Below are 20,461 nucleotides of genomic sequence, written 5' to 3' on the forward strand. Positions count from 1 at the left end.
CGCGGCAATCGAAGGAAATTGGGCAAGTTTTACCTTAGCGCGTTTATCGCAGCCACCCCCGACGGCGGGAAAGTCGGGCAAACATATATTCGATCACCGCCATGATCGTGACAAAGCTCATAATGCCCAAATAAGCATTCCCCAATACGCGGAAAGTTCCGCCAGTATAATCCAAGATAAAGCTAAGAACGACGAAGCCGACGCTGACAAAATATACGGGAACAGCCAAACGCCGACGTAGAATTAAAAGCACTGCAGCCAACAAGCCTGACCAGACGGCCAAGGCAAATACCGCCGCATAGAGCGCGGGCATGCCTAGAAGGAATTCTATTTGGTCGGGTTCATAATTTTGTTTGGCTAGGCTTTCGGGCGTTGCCATCACTGCCATGAGGTAATTGCTAACCCCAAATAAGTTCCAAATTACAAACAATATGCTGACGATCCAGAACCAAATCGGCGGCTTTGCAGAGTGTATTTTTGTGTGATCTTCAGACATTTAGTTCTCCCCATTTAAGGGAGAATATACGCCAAAATGTCGCAGTTGTCCAATTAGTCTGAAAGTTGTCCTTCGTAGAACGCTGAATATGAGGCCCAGAACAAAAAGACACCGACAATAACCATGCCCAAGTTAACGCCCGTATCGATACCGCCCAAGACATGAAACCCATCGCGCAAGATGGAATCAAACATCGTAATCAACGTACCTACGAGAGAAATCATGAACCAGTGATAAGCGCTTTTTTTACGCAGAAGTAGATAGACGGCGCCGCAAAGCAGCCCGATCGCCGTCATGGCTTTTGAGAACGCGACCCACGCAGGCGTGGCGTCCATATAAGCGAGTTGCTGTGGCGTGTATTGCGCCGCCAATTCTTGAGGGGTTGCAATTTGGCCTAGCGTGAATCCAATAATGCAGAGCAAACCCCAGGTAACGGCGAAGGCCGCCATGATGCCCAGCATCCGTTGCTCTAACGCAGACCCGCGTTTTTCTGGAGCCTTGATACCCATTCCTGACGTTACCGTCGCTTGCGTCGTCATTACTGTCTCTCCCAACACAGATGTGGAGGAAGCTATCGCAGGAAAGTATTAGGCTTGGTTTTAGAACCAAGCCTAACAAAGGCTTAAAGGTCGAGAAGCATGCGCTCTGGATCTTCCAAGCATTCCTTGACGCGCACAAGGAAGGTCACAGCCTCTTTGCCATCGACAATGCGATGGTCGTAGGACAGCGCCAAATACATCATTGGGCGAATGACCATCTCGTCATTGATCACCACAGGACGCTTTTGGATTTTATGCATGCCCAAAATACCCGACTGAGGGGGGTTCAAAATAGGTGAAGACATCAGCGAACCATACACGCCGCCATTGGAAATGGTGAAGGTACCGCCGGACATATCATCCATCGACAATTGACCATCGCGAGCTTTGGCCCCCAAAGCACCGATGCCTTTTTCAATGCCACCCAAGGAAAGTTCATCACAATCTCGCAAGACCGGAACAACAAGACCTTTTTCCGTACCAACAGCGATGCTGATATCGTAGAAATTCTTATAGATTATATCTGTGCCATCGATCTCGGCATTGACGCTCGGAACGTCTTTCAGAGCTTGCACACAAGCCTTCACGAAGAAGGACATAAATCCAAGTTTCACGCCGTGACGCTTGATGAATAACTCTTTGTATTGACTGCGCATATCCATGATCGCGGTCATATCCGCTTCATTATACGTCGTGAGCATCGCGGCCGTATTTTGCGCGTCCTTAAGACGGCGCGCAATTGTCTGGCGAATACGCGTCATCCGTACGCGATCTTCCCGCGGCCCATCATTGCGTGGAGCTTTAGGCGCAGCAGGCACTGGTTTTGCCCCAGCAGGAGCTTTCGGTGGATTAGCTTTGGCTGCAAGAGCGTCAGCCTTCGTGATCCGCCCACCTTTGCCGGTTCCGGAAATGGCAGATGCATCTAAACCGCTTTCACGGATAATTTTTGCTGCCGCAGGCATTGCAACACCTTCGTTTGGTAGAGAGCCTGTGTTCGTTGGCGGCACGTCTGGAAGCTTGCCGCCAGCGCCGCCTTCACCACCAGCTGATTTGGCAGGCGACGACGAAATTGGATCAGAATCACTTTCGCCAAGACGAGCTAGAACGTCCCCAACGAGCGCAATGTCACCTTCGGCCTTCACGATTACAGTGATGACACCAGAACGCGGCGCGACAAGTTCTTGGGCTGCCTTGTCTGTTTCCAGCTCAACAATCGGCTGATCTTTCTCAACCGCATCGCCGACGCCGACCATCCAGCTGGCCACCGTGACTTCGCTAACACTTTCGCCAACATTCGGCACAACGATGTCGAGCCCTGCGCCTGCACCCGTCGATTTATCTGAACTTGGCGCCTCTGTTTGGGCTTTGACCTCAGCGTCGCCCTTGTCAGCAGCTTTTGCGCCAGAACCAGACCCCAGACGCGCGATCAGCTTCCCGATCTCAGCATTTTCACCTTCAGCGACCAGAATTTCCTCCAATACACCATCGGCGGGCGAAACGAGTTCTTGCGCAGCCTTATCCGTTTCGAGTTCAACTAATGGCTCATCTTTTTTGACGGTATCACCCACGGCCTTGAACCACTGAGCGATGGTAACTTCGCTGACGCTTTCGCCTACGTTTGGAATTGTGATGTCGGTCATTTTCAGGTCCTACTTCGCAAATGCGCCATCGAGGATGGCTTGCTGCTCTTTCTTATGTTTCGTACTGATTCCAGTCGCTGTTGATGCGGCCGCAGCGCGTCCAACGTATCGGGCGCGCGTGTTTTTCGCACCGATTGCAATCAGGCTCTGTTCGATGAAGGGCTCAATAAAGCTCCAAGCGCCCATATTTTTGGGCTCTTCCTGACACCAAACAATGTCCGCATTTTTGAAGCGCTTGAGTTCTAATTGCATCGCGTCATCTGGGTAGGGATAAAATTGCTCAACCCGTAAGAGATAGATATCGTTTCTGCCGTTCTTCTCGCGCTCTTCAAACAAGTCGTAATAGACCTTGCCTGAGCAGAGAATAACCCGTTTGATTTTGCTGTCTGCCGCTAGTTTGATTTGGCTGACTTCGGGTTTGTAATGCGCATCATCCCAGAGCAAGCGATGGAACTCACTACCGGGCCCCATTTCTTCAAATGTAGAGACGCAAAGCTTGTGACGCAGCAGAGATTTCGGGCTCATATTGATGAGCGGCTTACGAAACTTTCGTTTCACCTGACGACGTAGCGCATGAAAATAATTTGCAGGTGTCGAGATATTCGTGACCTGCATGTTATCTTCCGCACACATTTGAAGGTAACGCTCAAGACGTGCAGATGAATGCTCGGGACCTTGCCCCTCGTAACCATGCGGCAAGAGCATCACGAGACCCGACATGCGCAACCACTTTTGTTCAGCAGAGCTGATGAATTGGTCAACCATGACCTGAGCACCATTGGCGAAATCACCGAACTGGGCTTCCCAAATCGTGAGGGCCTCTGGCGCGGCCGCCGAAAATCCATATTCAAATCCAAGAACTGCCTCTTCCGACAAATGCGAGTTCAAGACTTGATAATATTCTTGATCGGGGCTGATCTTGTTTAGCGGCGTATATTTCTCTTCCGTTTTTTGGTCGATGAAATTGGATTGACGCTGAGAAAACGTCCCGCGCTCTGAATCTTGACCCGACAGTCGAACAGGATGACCTTCTGTGATCAACGTCCCAAAAGCGAGATGTTCCGCTAAACCCCAATCAATATCAGCACCGCGTGCGATCTTATCAGCGCGCGCCTTGATAATCCGTTTGAGCGTGCGATGCATATTCAAAGAATTCGGAGTTCGGGTGATAGACGTACCGATGTCTTTTAATCGCGCGATTTCCACCGCGGTATTTCCGCCTCGCTTGCCGTCTTTTTCAGTCGGCAAAGCCATGCCCTGCCAAACACCCTTCAGCCAATCAGGCTGTTTCGTTGTGTAGGATTTGGCATCTTCGAAGTCTTTGTCCAATTTAGCATAGAAATCATCCATGCGTTTTTGGGCTTCGGCTTCCGTCAGGTCGCCCTGAGCGATAAGACGGTCTGCATAGATCTTCCGAGTCGTCGGACGATTGTCGATCGCTTGATACATAAGGGGTTGGGTAAACGATGGATCATCGCCTTCATTATGCCCGTAGCGGCGATAACAAATGATATCGAGAACAACGTCTTTCCCGAACTTTTGACGATACTCTGTCGCAACTCTGGCCGCAAAGACAACAGCTTCCGGATCATCACCGTTTACGTGGAATACTGGCGCTTCGACCATGAAGGCAACGTCGGAGCAATATTGACCTGAACGATACTCGTCTGGCGTCGTGGTGAAACCAATTTGGTTATTGACGATAACATGGATTGTCCCGCCAGTCCGGTAACCGACGAGTTGGCTAAGCTGGAAGCTTTCCATGACAACGCCCTGCCCTGCAAAAGCAGAGTCACCATGAAGAATGACAGCCATGACCTCTTCAGGTTTGTGAGACTGGTAGGTACCAGACGCCATTTGCTGTTTCGCGCGCGTTTTGCCCATGACAACCGGCGCAACCACTTCCAAATGAGACGGGTTTGGTGCCAGCGAGAGATGGACTTTATTTCCGTCAAACTCGCGGTCATCCGAAACGCCGAGATGGTATTTTACGTCGCCCGATCCGAAATCCTCACCGCCGGATGCCACACCGCCGAGAAATTCGTAGAAAATCGCGGAGTACGGCTTCTGCATAACCGATGCCATCACGTTAAGACGGCCACGATGTGGCATACCGAAGTTAATATCCTTCAGGCCCAGCTGTCCGCCGCGCTTAATGATTTGCTCCAAAGCGGGCAGCAAGCTCTCAGCACCGTCGATACCGAAGCGTTTGGTACCAGGGTAGCGCTTGTGAATCAGCTGTTCAAAGGTCTCGCCTTCAACCAATTTCTGTAAGATCGCGAGGCGACCTTCCTTGGAGAAACTAATCTCTTTTTCCGGCCCTTCGAGACGCTCTTGGATCCAAGCTTTTTCTTCTGGGTCAGACACTTGCATGAATTGAACGCCCAGCGTTTCGCAATACGTCCGTTTCAATATCTCAAGTATCGTGCCGAGGGTGGCATATTCGAGCCCCAGAACACCATCGATAAAGATCTCACGATCCATGTCGGCGGCCTCAAAACCATAAGTTTTAGGGTCAAGCTCAGGATGAACATCTGGCACTTTCAAACCTAATGGGTCGAGATTGGCAATCAAATGCCCTCGCACGCGATAGGCGCGGATCATCATCAGCGCGGCCAGCGAGTCTTTAGCGGCTTGCTTGGCATCGGCGTTGGACAAATTAGGATTGGCGGCTTTGACCTTAGTTTCAACGACCGAAGGCGTATCGCCCCAATCCCCAGTCAAGGCTGATGTCAATTCAGGTGTCGGGTCTGATGTATAGGCTGGACGTTTCCAAGACGGACCGTCAGCATTTTTTCTTGCATTGGCTTGGTCTTCACCGAGTGAAGCGAAATAAGCCCGAAATGAAGGATCTACACTGGATGGATCGGCGGCATATTGCGCCTGCATCTGCTCTAAATAGGCGGCGTTTCCACCGTCTAGGAAGAGTGTATCGAGAAGGTTTTGGTTCTGGTCAGAACGCTCGGTCATGCTGTATTAGCCTTGCCTGCTGGCGGTAAATGCGATGTTTGCTGTAGCAGTGTCGAAACACAGTGTCATCGGCAGATTTCGGGTTTGATGAGTCAAATACGTATCACGCAAGAAAATGTGTCAAAATACGCAAAAAGCCGCCTCGTGCAGATCGCGTTTCCACGATTTGCACCAAGCGGCCAAATTTAAAGATAAGCAGCAGCCCTAGCCGTTAAGAACGTCCATCATTGTGACACCGAGCTTAGCGGGGGAAGCAGACACGCGAATGCCGGCTTTTTCCATAGCTTCGATCTTGTCTTCTGCGCCGCCTTTGCCGCCAGAGACAATCGCGCCAGCATGGCCCATTGTGCGTCCTGGAGGCGCTGTACGGCCAGCGATGAAGCCGACCATTGGTTTGGAAATACCTTTTTTGGCCATATGGGCGATATATTCAGCTGCCTCTTCTTCTGCAGAACCGCCGATTTCGCCGATCATGATGATCTGCTTCGTTTCGTCGTCATGCAGGAAGAGCTCAAGGCAATCGATGAAGTTCGTACCGTTGATCGGGTCACCACCGATGCCGATAGCTGTCGTTTGGCCAAGACCGACCTGAGTGGTCTGGAACACAGCTTCATATGTCAGAGTGCCAGAGCGTGAGACGACGCCACATGTGCCTTTTTTAAAGATTTTACCGGGCATAATGCCGATTTTGCACTCTTCTGGGGTGAGGACGCCCGGACAGTTTGGACCAATCAAACGAGATTTAGACCCAACGAGTGCACGTTTAACAGGGATCATGTCTGAGACAGGAATACCTTCTGTAATCGCGATGATGAGTTCCATTTCCGCGTCGATAGCTTCCAAAATGGAATCCGCCGCGAAACGTGGCGGAACATAAACAACTGTCGCCGTAGCGCCAGTCGCATGTTTCGCTTCAGCAACTGTGTCGAAATTCGGAAGACCTAAATGCGTCGTTCCGCCTTTACCCGGTGTTACGCCGCCGACCATTCTCGTGCCATATTCCATGGCCTGTTCCGTATGGAACGTGCCAGTTTTACCGGTCATTCCTTGGGTGATAACTTTAGTGTCTTTGTTGATTAATACTGACATTAGAATGTCCTCAGTTCTTGCGAGATTTGCGAGGTAAAGTCTTTGCGTACTTTCTCTTCATTCTCTGATTTTGTGTCTATTAATAATTTTTCGATTTTCTGCTCGTAAACATTGACGGTACAGACAGCACTGATTTCACCTGTGGCATTGTCTGGCCGTGAATAGGCAAATTGAGCCCCATCACGCATCTTGTACGAAACCATCAAATGACCGTCCACTTTTTCACTGATTGAAAGCGACTTGAATGCAGCCTCACAGGCTTCACCAGCTACGCTTTTGTATTGTGAGCCCTCTGGTGACTGACAAGCCACCAGCAGCAACGCAAAAAATGCTGCCAAGCGCTTCATCGATTAGCCTTTCACCGCTGCAACAATTTTCTGCGCGGCATCGTCTAGGTCATCCGCAGCAATCACGTTCAGACCAGAGTTATTGATGATGGCCTTACCGGCTTCCACATTCGTGCCTTCTAGGCGCACGACGAGCGGAACTTTAAGACCAACTTCTTTCACGGCATCGACTGTACCTTGGGCGATGATGTCACATTTCATGATACCGCCAAAGATGTTGATCAAAATACCTTCAACTTTGTCGTCAGACGTCAAAATTTTGAAAGCGGCGACAATATTCTCTTTCGTAGCACCGCCCCCAACATCAAGGAAGTTGGCTGGCTCTGCGCCGTAAAGTTTGATGATGTCCATTGTCGACATCGCAAGGCCCGCACCGTTAACCATACAGCCAATATTGCCATCAAGGGCAACATAGGAGAGGTCGTATTTTGCGGCTTCGATTTCTTTTTCGTCTTCTTCTGTTTCATCGCGGAGTTCTGCGATATCCAGATGACGGAAAAGAGCATTGTCGTCGAAGCTGATTTTCGCATCAAGACAGTGAAGACGTTGGTCTTCAGTGACGATCAGCGGGTTAATTTCGAGCATCGCCATGTCTTTAGCGAGGAACCCTTCATATAGGATTTTGCCGAGCTTGCTCGCTTGTTTCGCCAGATCACCTTTGAGGTCCAGCGCTTTGGAGAGCGTACGGCCGTGATGCGGCATCCAACCTGTCGCTGGATCAATGTCAAAGTTGATGACTTTCTCGGGAGTGTCATGGGCGACAGCTTCGATGTCCATGCCGCCTTCAGTGGAGACGATAAAAGACACGCGCGAAGTTTCGCGATTGATAATGATCGAGAGATAGAGCTCGCGGTCAATGTCGGAGCCATGCTCAATGTAAAGACGGTTAACTTGCTTACCTTCATCAGAGGTTTGCGCTGTGACAAGATATGCGCCGAGCATTTCTTCAGCGTTCTTGACGACTTCGTCAACGGAGAACGCAAGACGCACGCCGCCCTTGGCGTCTTTTGGAGCGCCGATGAATGTACCTTTACCGCGCCCACCAGCGTGAATTTGAGATTTTACGACCCAAAGCGGCCCGCCAAGCTTCTCAGCGGCTGCGCGCGCTTCCGAGGCATTGAAGATCGCTATGCCTTCGCTAACGGGGGCGCCGATGGATTTAAGGACAGCTTTGCCCTGATATTCGTGGATATTCATGGAAGTTCCATTTTGCGGAATTGATCGAAAGTGCGGGGCTTTATAGCGCCCCCTGCACATGTCGCAACCGCCCAGATACCCCCTTTAGACCAATTTATAGTGCTATTATGCGAAGAAGAGCATCCACATGGTCCGCCCTGGCAAAAATGACAGCAGGCCTGGGATCATAAGAGCGCCGAAATACATGTTCAGCACGTGACGGCGATGACGCTTAACGTCGCCTTTCCGTATTGCGGAAACAAGTTGGTACAAGCCAACAAAGGTGATCGGCACGAAGATATGGATAAATGAGAAGGACCCATTATTGAGCTGCCGAATAAATATTGCGGAGATCGCCGTTGCGATCATGAGAACACCGAAAATGCGCCCTGCCATTTTGTGAGCCTTAGTGCCTTTACGGCGAAGCAGCAGATACGCACCCAGAAAAAACGCGCCGACCGCCACCAGAATATGTATCTGAATAGCAAGGCTGGCTTGAGTGAAATATTCGGTATTCATTTTGTTCTCCTTTGCGACAGAAACACCCAACCTTAACGACAGCCTCTCAACCAGCGTCATTACGCAAATTTGCGGCTTCCCTTCGCCAACCGACTTGAAAATCGCGGCGCTCCCGTTCACGATGCGTGAATGACAGGCTTGAATTACCGATAATGCGACAGATTCTTGGACTTCGCGTCGCTCGCGGTTTGATCACCCCAGTATTAGCAGGGCTAGTCCTGAGCATTCTTGCGCCGTTTGGAACTGATAATTTTTCAATCGTCTTTCGCCTAATCTATTGGATCGGTCTGACCCTTGCGGGTGGCTTGGGCGCGATGGGGGTTCGCGTCTTTTTGGAAAAAAAGTTCCCCGATCATTCATTACCAACACGGACCCTATTTCAATCTGTTGGCGCGACGGCGGCGGTCACCCCCTTTGTTGTTTCAATGTTTCCACAAGCTGCACCGATAGGCACGGCGCTCACGCTATTCTATATTTGGGTGGTCGCAATTGTCATTACGAGCGTTGGCGAATTGGCCTCGCGTGACCCTAAACCTCTCACCGAGATAGACACGCGACCCGCGCTGTTGGACCGGCTCCCTCCAAAGTTCCGCGGCGCAGATCTGTACGCGATCAGTTCTGAGGATCACTACGTTCGCATTCACTCTGCGGCTGGTGAGCATATGCTGCTAATGCGCCTGAGCGATGCAGAAGATTTGGCGGCGCCGCTTTCTGGCTTGAAACCCCATCGAAGTTGGTGGGTCGCGGAAGCCGGTGTTGAAGCTGTTTCCAAATCTAACGGCAAGCTTCGGATAATGCTAAAGTCAGGTACAGAAGTCCCCGTGAGCCGCGAAGGCGCCAAGCGCGTGAGAGACGCCAATTGGGTCTGACCCTAACCTCGCGGGTATAGCCTCACTTATTCCGACTAAGTTAGTTTTGGGTTTGATTGTCCGTAAACATAGTGAGGATCATCTGAAATAGCAGGGATATTTGGGATCTCATATAGCAATGCGGAGCCGAGGCGTTCCGCTGTTTTAATACTCGCAACATTGTCCTTAGCGATGGTGTGGACCGCGCGCGGCCAGCCCAGCTCATTGAAGGCATAATCCAGACACGCCCGCGCCGCCTCAGTGGCGAACCCCTTGCGCCAATATGGTTTGTAGATCGTCCAGCCAACTTCAGGTTCTGGCCAACCTTCTGGGTTCCAGTGACCCACGCGGCCCACCCATTGCCCTGAAGACTTTTCGATAACGGAATAAAATCCGTAGCCGCGAATAGATTGATGCCCAATGCAAGAGGCCATGTTCCGCCACGCTTGCGCCCGGTTCAATCCTGCCCCCCCGCCTAATCCCGCCATGACATCCGGATCACCAAAGCAAGCCGCCCAAGGCTCAAAATCGGTTATCGGATCAATGTGGCGAAGTACGAGACGTTCGGTTTCAAGAATAAAGGTCATTCTGATTTTGTAACACCAAATCGGGGTGCCGAAAATAAGGAACCCTGTTTCCTCGGGGAAAGGAAACAGGGTTCGGGTCGGGTCAGATGGGAAAGGGGACTGACCGGACCATGGGTTTGAAGCGTTAGTCGCCCAAAGAGATATCCTGAGACGTCTTCCCAGCGGGAAGGCTGAATTTGCTCTCGCCCCACTCTGGCGCAGAAAATGGATCAGAGGCGTCTCGGGAAAAGGCGTAATCTTCCGAAGGCATTCCTAAACCGTTGAGGTCTAATTCATTGTTTCCATTTTCATCATGGTAGAGTTTGTACGCATATTCGCCCGAAGGTATGTTCTCAAAGATAACGACAGTTTCAGCCCCGTTCACTTTCACTTTAGCGTCGCGGAAGGGCCGGGCTTCTTCATCAAAGGCCTGCGCTTGATTATACAGAGCGACCAGTATTTTACCGCTTCGCGTGTCGTAGCCCGTCACGTTCAAGACCAGTTGCGACACTTCGCTGGCAGTTTCAGAGGGTGTCTTTGCTGCGTCGGGAAGCGCTGTGCCCAACTGAAATGTTGCCATAGATAAGGCAAGTGTTGCGGCAAAATGGGTTGCGCGCTGAGCAAGTTTCTTATGAGGCGACGGAGTTTCCATATCAGCTAAACATTTCAGCTAAATATTTGTTCCAACTCGCGTGAAGTTTTTTCTTTTCTTTCTAACGTGCAGGCTTGTTGTAATTTCCCCTTGCCCTTCTGCGTCCACAGTTTTATCCGCCGCTCTCTCTTACGAGAACTGACACGGCACGGACGGGTGGCTGAGTGGTTGAAAGCGCTGGATTCGAAATCCAGTATGGGTGCAAGCCCATCGGGGGTTCGAATCCCTTCCCGTCTTCCGTGACTAGTCAAAATACCCGCTCCGAAGCGCAGCGAAGGGGCTGTAGTGCTATTTTGACTCACGCCGCAAAGCGACGGGCGGCGCAAGCGAAGCCAGAAAATCTGACGTAGTATTTAGGCTCAGACAGGCAAACAAAAAAAAGCGCCTCGAAAGGCGCTTCCTTGAAAGTCGTGCTTAGAAATTCTGAGAATTTAGTCCCGCAGACTTGGTTCCATTTCCTGACAGTCCGCAATGATCTTTTCGACCGCTGCAACAGATGTCATGAACATTTCACGCTCGTCCGCTTTCAGGCGGATGTTCATCACTTTCTCAACACCGCGAGAGCCGATCATGGCTGGCGCGCCGACATAGAGACCACGAACGCCCGCGATTTGGCCCGAGAGGCGCACCGCACAAGGCAGGATGCGCTTCTTGTCGCGCAGGTAAGATGTGGCCATCTCAATCGCGGACTCAGCAGGTGCGTAGAATGCGGAGCCATTGCCCAGCAATTTCACGATTTCGCCGCCGCCTTTACGCGTACGCTCAACGATCGCGTCAATGCGCTCTTGTGTGGTCCATTTCATTTTAATGAGATCAGGGATCGGCACGCCGTTGACTGTGGAATAGCGGATTAGCGGCACCATTGTGTCGCCGTGGCCACCCAGAACAGACGCATGCACGTCTTCGACAGAACACTGGAATTCGTCAGCGAGGAAATAGCGGAAACGTGCGCTATCGAGAACGCCTGCCATGCCGACGACTTTGCGCGGCTGTAGGCCAGAGAATTTTTGCAAGGCCCAAACCATCGCGTCGAGCGGGTTTGTGATACAAATAACGAAGGCTTTGGGGGCGTGCTCTTTGATGCCTTCTGCAACCTGTTTGATCACGCCGAGGTTTTTGCCGATCAGTTCCGAGCGATCCATGCCTGGCTTGCGCGGGAAACCTGCTGTGATGATGCACACATCTGCGCCCGCGATTTCCGCATAATCGCTTGTGCCGCGAATTTTTGAATCCTTGCCGAAAACAGGCGCGGCTTCGGAAAGATCCAAGGCTTTACCCTTAGCTGTACCTTCGAAAATATCGAAGAGAACGATGTCGCCAAGCTCTTCGCGGGCTGCGATGTGAGCCAGTGTTCCGCCGATCATACCGGCGCCGATAAGGGCGATTTTTGCGCGTGCCATGTGGAATCTCCAAGTGAGGCGTAAGTCTTGCGGGGCCTTTACCCCCGTGAACCTGTCGGGGCAATGGTCACATGACGCAGATTCTTGTTCAAAATCGTCGGGGCAACCTCATTTATGCCCCCATATCGCGCTTCATGGAGAGAAGCCGCAACGATATTTCCTATAAGGTGATTTTGACAGGCGTTATTGCTCGCAGCTCATCGAGTAGCTGCCGCAATGCGAAGTCTCATAAAATGGGACGGCCCGCGTGGTCGGTCCCCGCGACGGAGTACCGAGAAGTAAAAAAGTGTTTTACGCGAGTACAAACCACGCGGCTGTGACGTTTCACGCAAAGGCCTCATTAGTATGTTTCCCGTTACACCGCTTGCGCCGTTTATGTTGAAACTAAGGTTTCAACTCATCGAACGCAGCCGCTTATCCGGTCAGGCTCCAATGCGCGAGATAACGAGCAAAGCTGTCAAACCAGTCTCGTTTCACACACAGCCTTTCGAACCAGTATGCGACGTCTCACCTGTCCCGTGTCCGAAAGAACCTGCGTATAATGCCACGGATTTCCAGAGCGGGGATCATTCTCTTTAATTTACATCTAAAGACCTGAAAAAGCCAGGTTTTAGAGTTTCTAGAAACGGGACCTTTCAGCACCATCCCAGAATTCAGCTATTTCACGTCATGACACGAAACATATCCTATCCTGACACGAAACGTGTTGCAGTCAGGTTGGATTGCCGACAGCCTGCGTCCAATCCGTCGCTAGACAGCAAAAGGCCGCAGAATGAAACGCACTGAAAAAGTCGAAATCCGAGTTTCCCTCGAAGAGAAACAAACACTTTCCAACCTCGCCAAATTAGAAGGTGAAAGCGTCAGCGGATTAATTCGCGGGCTGGTCGAAAAATACATGGCCCTGAACGCGGCCAGCACCACTCGGCGTCTACCGAAATGGCAAATCGGATTGGGTTTAGTTACCGCCGCTCTTATCGGGCATTTGTTGACGGCGTTCTTGGTCCATCTGCATTAGATGAATGGCGTGGGTTGGGCAGATCTCAAGCTGTCCGTAAATATTGGACATTCTGAGTCGGGACATTCTTTTCCGCAGACAGATTTGGTTTCGAAAGTGGGTTTCGCGTTTTAAATGTCAGGGTGAAAATAGACCCGCGCCCCAATTCGGACGTCAACGTAATATCCCCGCCCATCAGGCGAGCGAGATTGCGACTGATCATTAAACCCAGACCCGCCCCTTTGTGCGCCGTTGACGCCTGTTGTGTCGCTTGTTCAAATTGACCGAAAACCCGCGGGTATTCAGTTTTCGCAATGCCAATGCCCGTATCGACAACATGAATGGTCACGACATGGGTCTGCGAAGAATATAGTACGGCGACAGTCACACTGCCGCTCTCCGTAAATTTAAAAGCATTACTCACGAGATTGGTGACGCATTGGGTGACGCGGACAGAATCGTAGATTAGGCGTTCAGGGATATTTGGATCAATCACCAGCTTCAGATTTAGGCCCAATTCCTTGGCCACATAATCTTGAGACTTTTTGAATTTGCTCAACATATCGGTAAGCGAATTTTCACTCACCTTTATATCCAGTTGCCCCGCCTCAATTTTAGAGAGGTCTAGGACATCGTTAATAATCGCGCTGAGATGTTGCGCACTACTAATCAGGATATCTGCGAGGCCAGCTAACTCAGTCTGATTTGTCATTTGAAGGCGTTGTTGTAGCAGTTGGGCAGCCATAAAAACGCCAGACATCGGTGTTCGAATTTCATGGGACATATTGGCCAAGAAATCAGTCTTCGCCGCATTCGCGGTTTCCGCCTCTTGCCGCGCCTCATCCAATTCATGTTTTGCTTTCACATGATCTGAAATATCGGTTGTCGTTATTACATAGAGTCCGTGTGAGGTTTTATCGTAAGTACTTTTGAGCGTAAGGCCTTCTGGGGTAGATACCTCCAAAGTTCCGCAATTACGTATTGTTGACACAATATAATCCGCGCGTTCCTCATACTTATCTTGGCTTAAACCTGGGCTAATGTCTCGCGATTGGGCCAAAATGGCCGCTTTCATCGGAAGACCTGAATCGAGTTTTCTGTAAAGTTCTGGGAGGTATCCGCGGATAGTTTGGTTTGCGAAGAGTAGATTGAGGTCCTGATCATAGATCGCGACCCCTGTTTTAATCTGATCGATTCCCTCGAACATATCAGACAAAGGCACGTCTGGTGTTTTGAAGTCTTGAAACTGGCGGAGGGGATTCATGCAAGGTCCCCTAATCAGATAGGATGGAAAAAGTGTGAACCTATAAATTTATCAAGATATTAATCGGGTGGGTAAACCGTCTCGCGCGCCGACACGCGAGACAGTTCTGTTATCGAACTTGAGGCGCTCAATAGTGAGCGCAGTCTAGGATCAGTTCATCTTCTTTCCAGCAATCGTCGTGCCGGATTTATTGGAATCCGCTGCCGCATTGGCTTTTGGTTTCTCTTTTTTTGGCTTCTTCACTTCTTTGCGCGAACTCTTACCTTTGGCCATGATATGCCCTTTTCGAAAAGCCGCACTCCTGTCACGCAAGATCGCGTGACCTGAGATAGACGTCCAAAAATTGGCAATCATTGCGGCCCGCTGACGATCAACCATTCACACTGCAAAGCAAGGGCGCATTACATGACCCTTAACCCGATCGAAAGGCGGCTTCCTTCTTAGAAACTGAGCCATATCAAACAAAGGGCGCGGCCAACGAATTTTTGTTTGAATATACCAAAGCTGATTATTGAGTTGGCTCTTTTGGATCATCTGATAAGATTGCGTGCGATCAGTCTGACAGTCTGATCTCAATGGAAAAATGCAACCTGCCGTCTTATCTTTTGAGCAAGCACATGACTCCCAAACTCCAAACCGCCTACAACTCCGAAATGCGCGAAATGCTGAACGCTTACACGGCGCGGGATTTTGCTCTCACGTTTCATCACTTAGAACGGGCGCATATTTTGGGACAACGATATTTCCGCCCGCATCTGGAAACACATTGGTGGATGCTAAAAATTGGCGCGCGTCGGAGGGACGTCCGCGAAATTTTTGGGCAATGCCTAAGGCTGGTCGCGGTCTTCCCCGCCAGCGTTTTTGGTTGGGTGCCCGTCGGCAATACGGGCGGGGCAAATGTTTCGGCCATCAAGCCGATGCCAATTCCAAATGATCTCGCTGAATTCCTGCGGACCGACCACGATTGAGCCAAATTGGCGAAACCTGTTTTTCCATAAGATTAAGGGTGGCCTCTCAGCCACCCTTTCTAAGATTATAGTCCAGACGAGTCGACCTAGCGTCTTTGCTGCCTAGGCACTGGACGGCGAACTTCATCGCGTTTGTCCTCCAGCTTCGCGTCGTCGGCGACACCGTTGCAATCGGCGTCAACCGCGCCAGCCTCTGTCACACAAGCTGGCGTCGCAGGTCCCGCCGCTCCCAGTGCCGCCCCCGCGACAGGCGTAAATCCGGTCACACTTGCCTTGTCTTGAGACTCGCCCTTAATATCGCCGAGTTTCGGGGCCTTGGTCAAAGAGAGGTCTTGCACGTCGACTTTTCCGCCGCCTCCACCGCGCAGCGTCAGGTTCTCGGTCAGACGATCTTCGCCATCGCTACCCACGGACATGGCCCGATCCTGTGACTCGCCTTTTATGGGCCCGATTTTCGGATCTTTAGCTTGGGGAACCGCGACGATATTAATATCTTGTACATCGACTTTGCCACCGCCGCCGCCAGCCATAGCTTTATCTTGTGATTCACCTTTGATCGGCCCCAATTTCAAATACATATCTTGGGAAGCCTTGGCATCCACGTCTTCGACTTTAGGGTCAGTTGGCTGGGTTGCGGACTTATCCTGCGCAAAGGAAGTGGCTGTCAGCGCGACAGTAATTGCGAGTGTTGATGCGAAAGTTTTATAAAACATAAGGGTCCCCGTTTAGAATTGTGGGGACAGTGAGCCTGCGCCCCTTCCCAGATCTAAAACATAACCCGCCTGAACCAAAGCTGAAAATCTTGTTCAGAATTTGAAGTTTAATCAATCTTACCGCTGGCAAATTCGCTCAGAAGTTCTGCGTAACCTTCGCCGTGCGTCCAATAGGGTGTAATCTGGATCAATGTCATAAACACGCCCTGATCAATCAAGCGTTTCTCTGGGCCGCGCCCGTTATTTTCTGGGCCATAACGCAAATCGTGATATTGAAGCCAGAAGGTAAAATGCTGCGCAATTCGTCCTGCTAGCGCGCCCTTCTCTCCCTCGTCAAAATGTAATTTGTCAATATCCTCCAAGGTCGACAGGAGCGAGAAAGCAGCACGTTCTTTGAGCGCTAAAATTCGCGAAAAGGGTCCGCGTAATTCGGGTATACGCCTGAGTAATTCGCCCTGATTGCGATAGAAAAAACGGAAATCGAAAATCTCCTCAAAGATGATATAAAGATAAATCCAATTATCTTCTATCGCGAGAGGATCTTTTAGCGGCGCAGAAAGGACTTGCCGAATTTCGGCATCAAAGTCCTCAAACAGAGCCTTAATGATCTGATCTTTGCCCTTATAGTGGTAATAAAGATTACCTGGGCTCATCTCTAAAACAGAAGCTATATCGACCGCAGAAATCTGTGCCTCGCCCTCATTGTTGAACAGAGCCAACGCTGTTGCGAGAATTTTAGTCTTGGTTGCGGAGCGCGTCACCCGAGCCTGGCCAGACGCTATTTCGCGGCCGGTTTCTTTGCGGCCGGTTTCTTCGTCGCTGTTGTTTTCTGCGTCGTTGCTCGTTTCTTAGACGCCGTTTTCGCCGCAGGTTTACGCTTCGGAGCGGCCTTTCGCGATGACGACGTCTTCGCAGATACGCCACTTTCCATTTTCTCTAAAATCGCGTCCAACTTGGCTTCTAACTGATCAACGCGCGCTTCAAGGCGGTCTGTGGAGCTTTCGGTGACGCTGGACAGACGAGCCCGCATCCGCGCGATACGATCATCAATATCAAGATCCGGCTTTATATCCCCCATGGCCGCCTTACCCTTACCGACGAGTTCCTCAGCTTTGTATTTCCCAACGGCTTCAAGCATTTCGCCTTTAGAGACAAGTTCATCGAAAACTTCAGAAGATTTACCTGTTAAAGTTCCAACCGCGCCTTTGGCCTCCGCGAAAGCTCGCCCATAGGCCCCAATGCCTGCGAGCCATACTTTACGGATCGCATCTTTTTCGTCAGGTTTTTTCTTATCGGACATAAATTAGCTCGCGATTTTGGGTTTATAATGCGTGTAGCTTTCTTCCACTGAAGGCAATTGAACACTGTCTTTATGCGGCATCGGGACCTCTGGTTCGAGGAAAAAATTACGGATGATTTGAATGGTCTCATCCCGACGTGTCAGGAGGAACAAATGTCCCGCGCCTTCAATCACGCGTAATTTGGAACGCGGCAGAAGCGCGTTGAGCATTTTGCCATTGATGACGGGAACAATATGATCTTTGTCACCCATAATGACGAGGGTTTTGGCTTTGATACGGCGGATGAAAGGGATTGTTGAATATCCCATCATTGCCATCAGTTGGAACAAATACCCCTTGACCGATGGTGGCATCATATTGATCGAGAACTCACCCGAGCTAGAGGCAGCATCCCCGTAAAGGGTTTCAAAGTTCTTCGCGAGGAAATCGCGGTCGATATAACGCTTCGGGCTGGCCATTTTGGAGAGCGCCTTGGGATTCCCCGGCACCATGGTCACGCCCGTTGTCGTTGCACATAGAATGAGGCGCTTGGTCATTTTTTTATTTTGCCACGCAAATTGTTGCGCCGGTCCGCCGCCCCAACTGACGCCCAAGACGTCGACCATGTCATAGCCATTTTCTAAGAGTATCTGTTTGGCCGCTTTAGCAACCCACCAGGGACGATAGGGAATAGTTGGGTCTGGCGACCCCCCAATACCAGGCATATCGAACGTGATAATATCGCGACCAGTGAAGGTATCAGCAAAAGCCTGTGCAATTTCCAAATTCGCACCAATGCCATTGAAGAAAAGCAAAGGTGTCCGTTTGCCTTCGCCCTTATCAACGCCAGACCAAATCGCCGTCCGTAGCTTCTGGTTTCCGACCTTTGAAAAAAAGATGCGGGGCAGAGAGTGGTTCTCAATCGGTTCTTCATGGCCATCTACGGCTTTGAGAGTATGCGGCATGTCTATCGTCTTTCCCTCGGGTAACCCGGAATGCGGGCTTGAGTTCTAGAGACCCAATGCCCACGCGCACCCGATTCAGCCCGGATGCCACAGTCTTGTTTATCGCCTATCCGCCTTAATGACCTATGCGTGGGAGGAAACCCTTTCACAAAGGTAAATACAGTGAATTTGTCAGCTGTACTTAGGTAAATACATATTCGCCGGGCGCTTTGGACAAGGGCGGATGAGCCTTATTACCCAATGCCCTCGGCGCTTTTTTCATTTCGCCAGACCGAATGGACAGCCATTTATTCCACCGCAACCACCAGCTTTCATTGACGCTTTCAGCGCCCTCTAGCCATTTTGTCGCCCGGGCGGGGTGATCCATATTCGTGTAATATTGCGCTTTTGGGTTCCCAGGCGGGTTCAATAGCGACTGAAGGTGACCTGAGTTCGACAAAACAAAATCGATTTCCCCGCCAAACAGGCGAATGTTTCGGTAACACGCCATCCAAGGGGTGATGTGGTCGGTGATACCCGCCAGCATAAACCCGTCCTGCGTGACGGCTTCTAGATCGACGATGTGGTCCATGAAGACGACATCCTTATCCTTGCGGAAACGCCGATCTTGGAAAATATCGAGATAATCTGAATGCAATTGCGCAGGCAAATTTGTCGTATCATTGTTCCAGTAAAGCACATCAAATGGCGGCGGATCTTGGCCCAAAAGGTAATTATTGACGACATAGTTCCAGATCAGATCATTCGGACGCATCCAAGCAAAGGCCCGACCCAATTCTTCACCAGCAAGAATACCTTTTTTGGCCGATTGGCGGCGCGCCGCTTCAATCGCGGCGTCCGTGACAAACAGGCCAACGTCGCTATCAACTTTTTTACCGTCCAAGACGGAAACCATCAAAGTGTAGCAATTGATCCGGTTATCACCACGTGCAGCCAACTCAGACAAGAACAACGACAGCGTAATGCCACCAGAGCATGCGCCCGTCACATTGATGCGCGGACTTCGAGTGATTTTCCGAACCGCTTCGGAGGCTTCAAACAAGGCTTCTACGTAGTTTTCCAAACCCCAATGGGCATGTTGACGTGTTGGGTTTCGCCAAGACACGGCAAATGTCTGGTAACCCATTTTCGTCAGGAACCGCACCATGGATTTATCGGGAGCCAAATCTGTCGCGTAGAACTTGTTAATCTGCGGCGGAATGATCATCAGAGGAATTTTATAGACCTCTTCCGTCTGCGGTGAATATTGAATGACCTCCAACATCTCATTTTGGAAAACGACGGCGCCGGGCGAGATGGCAAGATTTTCACCTACCTTGAATGGGCGCCCGTCCACTTGGCTCGGCATACCCCCATTTTTTGTCAAATCATTATAGGCGTTTTGCAACCCCTTCACGAGGCTGCCACCATTAGTTTCAAACAAACGTTTCATCGCCGTGGGGTTCCCAATCAGCGTATTCGTCGGGGCCAATGCGTCAACAATTAGGTCCGTCACAAATTTTGCGCGAGACTGATCCGCGGGATGCATTCGAGAATCTGCGATCCAGCCGTTCAACTCTTTTTGCATAGCAAGCCAAGCCTGCATGCTACGTTTATAAAACGGGCTCTTGTGCCAAGACTCATCTTTAAACCGGCGGTCCTTACGATCAGGTGCCAGCTCCGAGGTGCCTTTTGCAATTTCAATCATCTCGCCCGCATATTTTCGGAGGTGTTTGGCGAAAGGTTTGGGCTGCTTTGCGGCGTATCCCGCCATAAGACCAAAGCTTTTAATGACTTCGGAACGCCTGAAACCGACCAAGCCATTAATGGCAGTCGTCGTTTCGGCGGCTTTTACTCCGACATTCGCTGGCTTATCTGACATACCCTGACCCTCACCTTTGTTATTATTTATATATGACTAGGAAAGACAGGCACGGGAGTCGAGTCTGTGTGTTAACCCGCCTCAAACTAAACATAAAAAAACGGCGCCTGCAGGGGAGCAGACGCCGTTTCGGTTCGATTACGCCCAACAGCCGTCAAAGGGGACAGACAGCTG

The 20,461-nt window shown here is 50.7% G+C and carries 21 protein-coding genes and 1 tRNA gene; 4 read left to right on the top strand and 18 right to left on the bottom strand.

Going from position 1 to position 20,461, the window contains the following annotated elements; genetic code table 11:
• Positions 1-43 precede the first annotated feature (43 nt).
• The 8 genes from IE073_RS06500 to IE073_RS06535 form a co-directional block, all read right to left on the bottom strand.
• Positions 44-496 carry a hypothetical protein gene (locus tag IE073_RS06500; protein ID WP_189582921.1) on the bottom strand — a complete coding sequence of 151 codons (453 nt, stop codon included), beginning with the start codon at positions 494-496 and terminating at the stop codon, positions 44-46.
• A gap of 53 nt (positions 497-549) precedes the next feature.
• Positions 550-1,035, bottom strand: coding sequence for a hypothetical protein (locus IE073_RS06505; protein WP_189582924.1), 486 nt, complete (start codon positions 1,033-1,035; stop codon positions 550-552).
• Positions 1,036-1,118: 83 nt separating this feature from the next.
• Positions 1,119-2,675: a 2-oxoglutarate dehydrogenase complex dihydrolipoyllysine-residue succinyltransferase gene (gene odhB / locus IE073_RS06510; protein ID WP_189582927.1), complete on the bottom strand. Its 1,557-nt coding sequence runs from the start codon at positions 2,673-2,675 to the stop codon at positions 1,119-1,121.
• Positions 2,676-2,684: 9 nt separating this feature from the next.
• Positions 2,685-5,645 (bottom strand): 2-oxoglutarate dehydrogenase E1 component, encoded by a 2,961-nt coding sequence (locus IE073_RS06515; RefSeq protein ID WP_189582929.1) that lies wholly within the window; start codon positions 5,643-5,645, stop codon positions 2,685-2,687.
• 204 nt (positions 5,646-5,849) lie between these two features.
• On the bottom strand, positions 5,850-6,734 hold the full coding sequence (gene sucD, locus IE073_RS06520) for a succinate--CoA ligase subunit alpha (RefSeq protein WP_189582932.1): 885 nt from the start codon (positions 6,732-6,734) through the stop codon (positions 5,850-5,852).
• Complete coding sequence (locus IE073_RS06525; RefSeq protein ID WP_189582935.1) at positions 6,734-7,081, bottom strand: hypothetical protein; 348 nt, start codon at positions 7,079-7,081, stop codon at positions 6,734-6,736. The genes sucD and IE073_RS06525 overlap by 1 nt, the downstream gene beginning before the upstream one ends.
• 3 nt (positions 7,082-7,084) lie before the next feature.
• Positions 7,085-8,278, bottom strand: coding sequence for an ADP-forming succinate--CoA ligase subunit beta (sucC, locus tag IE073_RS06530; protein WP_189582938.1), 1,194 nt, complete (start codon positions 8,276-8,278; stop codon positions 7,085-7,087).
• A gap of 105 nt (positions 8,279-8,383) precedes the next feature.
• Positions 8,384-8,776: a DUF2306 domain-containing protein gene (locus tag IE073_RS06535; protein WP_189582941.1), complete on the bottom strand. Its 393-nt coding sequence runs from the start codon at positions 8,774-8,776 to the stop codon at positions 8,384-8,386.
• Between the two features lie 152 nt (positions 8,777-8,928).
• Here IE073_RS06535 and IE073_RS06540 point away from each other — a divergent pair, with 152 nt between their 5' ends.
• Positions 8,929-9,645: a LytTR family DNA-binding domain-containing protein gene (locus IE073_RS06540; RefSeq protein WP_189582944.1), complete on the top strand. Its 717-nt coding sequence runs from the start codon at positions 8,929-8,931 to the stop codon at positions 9,643-9,645.
• A 35-nt stretch (positions 9,646-9,680) separates the two neighbouring features.
• On the opposite strand, the gene IE073_RS06545 is transcribed toward IE073_RS06540, so the two are convergent.
• A complete protein-coding gene (locus IE073_RS06545) occupies positions 9,681-10,211 on the bottom strand; it encodes a GNAT family N-acetyltransferase (protein ID WP_189582948.1) in 531 nt (176 codons plus the stop codon).
• 124 nt (positions 10,212-10,335) lie between these two features.
• Complete coding sequence (locus tag IE073_RS06550; RefSeq protein ID WP_189582951.1) at positions 10,336-10,842, bottom strand: DUF2141 domain-containing protein; 507 nt, start codon at positions 10,840-10,842, stop codon at positions 10,336-10,338.
• A 150-nt stretch (positions 10,843-10,992) separates the two neighbouring features.
• Between IE073_RS06550 and IE073_RS06555 the strand changes: the two genes are divergently transcribed.
• Positions 10,993-11,079: transfer RNA gene (locus IE073_RS06555), tRNA-Ser, on the top strand.
• Between the two features lie 194 nt (positions 11,080-11,273).
• Here IE073_RS06555 and mdh read toward each other — a convergent pair.
• Positions 11,274-12,242, bottom strand: coding sequence for a malate dehydrogenase (mdh, locus tag IE073_RS06560; protein WP_189582955.1), 969 nt, complete (start codon positions 12,240-12,242; stop codon positions 11,274-11,276).
• A 772-nt stretch (positions 12,243-13,014) separates the two neighbouring features.
• Here mdh and IE073_RS06565 point away from each other — a divergent pair.
• The gene (locus IE073_RS06565; protein ID WP_189582959.1) at positions 13,015-13,257 is read left to right on the top strand and encodes a hypothetical protein; all 243 of its coding nucleotides are present in this window, start codon (positions 13,015-13,017) and stop codon (positions 13,255-13,257) included.
• Between the two features lie 25 nt (positions 13,258-13,282).
• Here IE073_RS06565 and IE073_RS06570 read toward each other — a convergent pair whose 3' ends face one another.
• Together IE073_RS06570 and IE073_RS06575 are read right to left on the bottom strand one after the other, a co-directional pair.
• On the bottom strand, positions 13,283-14,500 hold the full coding sequence (locus tag IE073_RS06570; protein WP_189582962.1) for a sensor histidine kinase: 1,218 nt from the start codon (positions 14,498-14,500) through the stop codon (positions 13,283-13,285).
• Positions 14,501-14,650: 150 nt separating this feature from the next.
• The gene (locus IE073_RS06575; RefSeq protein ID WP_189583919.1) at positions 14,651-14,878 is read right to left on the bottom strand and encodes a hypothetical protein; all 228 of its coding nucleotides are present in this window, start codon (positions 14,876-14,878) and stop codon (positions 14,651-14,653) included.
• Positions 14,879-15,117: 239 nt separating this feature from the next.
• On the opposite strand from IE073_RS06575, the gene IE073_RS06580 reads away from it, so the two are divergent.
• Positions 15,118-15,468, top strand: a complete 351-nt coding sequence (locus IE073_RS06580) for a DUF3703 domain-containing protein (RefSeq protein WP_189582965.1) — start codon at positions 15,118-15,120, stop codon at positions 15,466-15,468.
• Between the two features lie 86 nt (positions 15,469-15,554).
• Here the strand turns inward: IE073_RS06580 and IE073_RS06585 are convergent, their stop codons facing one another.
• From IE073_RS06585 to IE073_RS06605, 5 genes are all read right to left on the bottom strand, one after another.
• On the bottom strand, positions 15,555-16,181 hold the full coding sequence (locus IE073_RS06585) for an Hcp family type VI secretion system effector (protein WP_189582968.1): 627 nt from the start codon (positions 16,179-16,181) through the stop codon (positions 15,555-15,557).
• A gap of 107 nt (positions 16,182-16,288) precedes the next feature.
• Positions 16,289-16,942, bottom strand: a complete 654-nt coding sequence (locus tag IE073_RS06590) for a TetR/AcrR family transcriptional regulator (protein WP_189582971.1) — start codon at positions 16,940-16,942, stop codon at positions 16,289-16,291.
• 17 nt (positions 16,943-16,959) lie between these two features.
• A complete protein-coding gene (locus tag IE073_RS06595) occupies positions 16,960-17,481 on the bottom strand; it encodes a phasin family protein (RefSeq protein ID WP_189582974.1) in 522 nt (173 codons plus the stop codon).
• 3 nt (positions 17,482-17,484) lie between these two features.
• Positions 17,485-18,426, bottom strand: coding sequence for an alpha/beta fold hydrolase (locus IE073_RS06600; RefSeq protein WP_189582977.1), 942 nt, complete (start codon positions 18,424-18,426; stop codon positions 17,485-17,487).
• A 181-nt stretch (positions 18,427-18,607) separates the two neighbouring features.
• Positions 18,608-20,287 (bottom strand): alpha/beta fold hydrolase, encoded by a 1,680-nt coding sequence (locus IE073_RS06605; protein ID WP_189582980.1) that lies wholly within the window; start codon positions 20,285-20,287, stop codon positions 18,608-18,610.
• Positions 20,288-20,461: the final 174 nt, after the last annotated feature.

This window comes from Litorimonas cladophorae (genome assembly GCF_014652455.1).
In the GTDB taxonomy this organism is placed as follows: Bacteria; Pseudomonadota; Alphaproteobacteria; order Caulobacterales; family Maricaulaceae; genus Litorimonas; species Litorimonas cladophorae.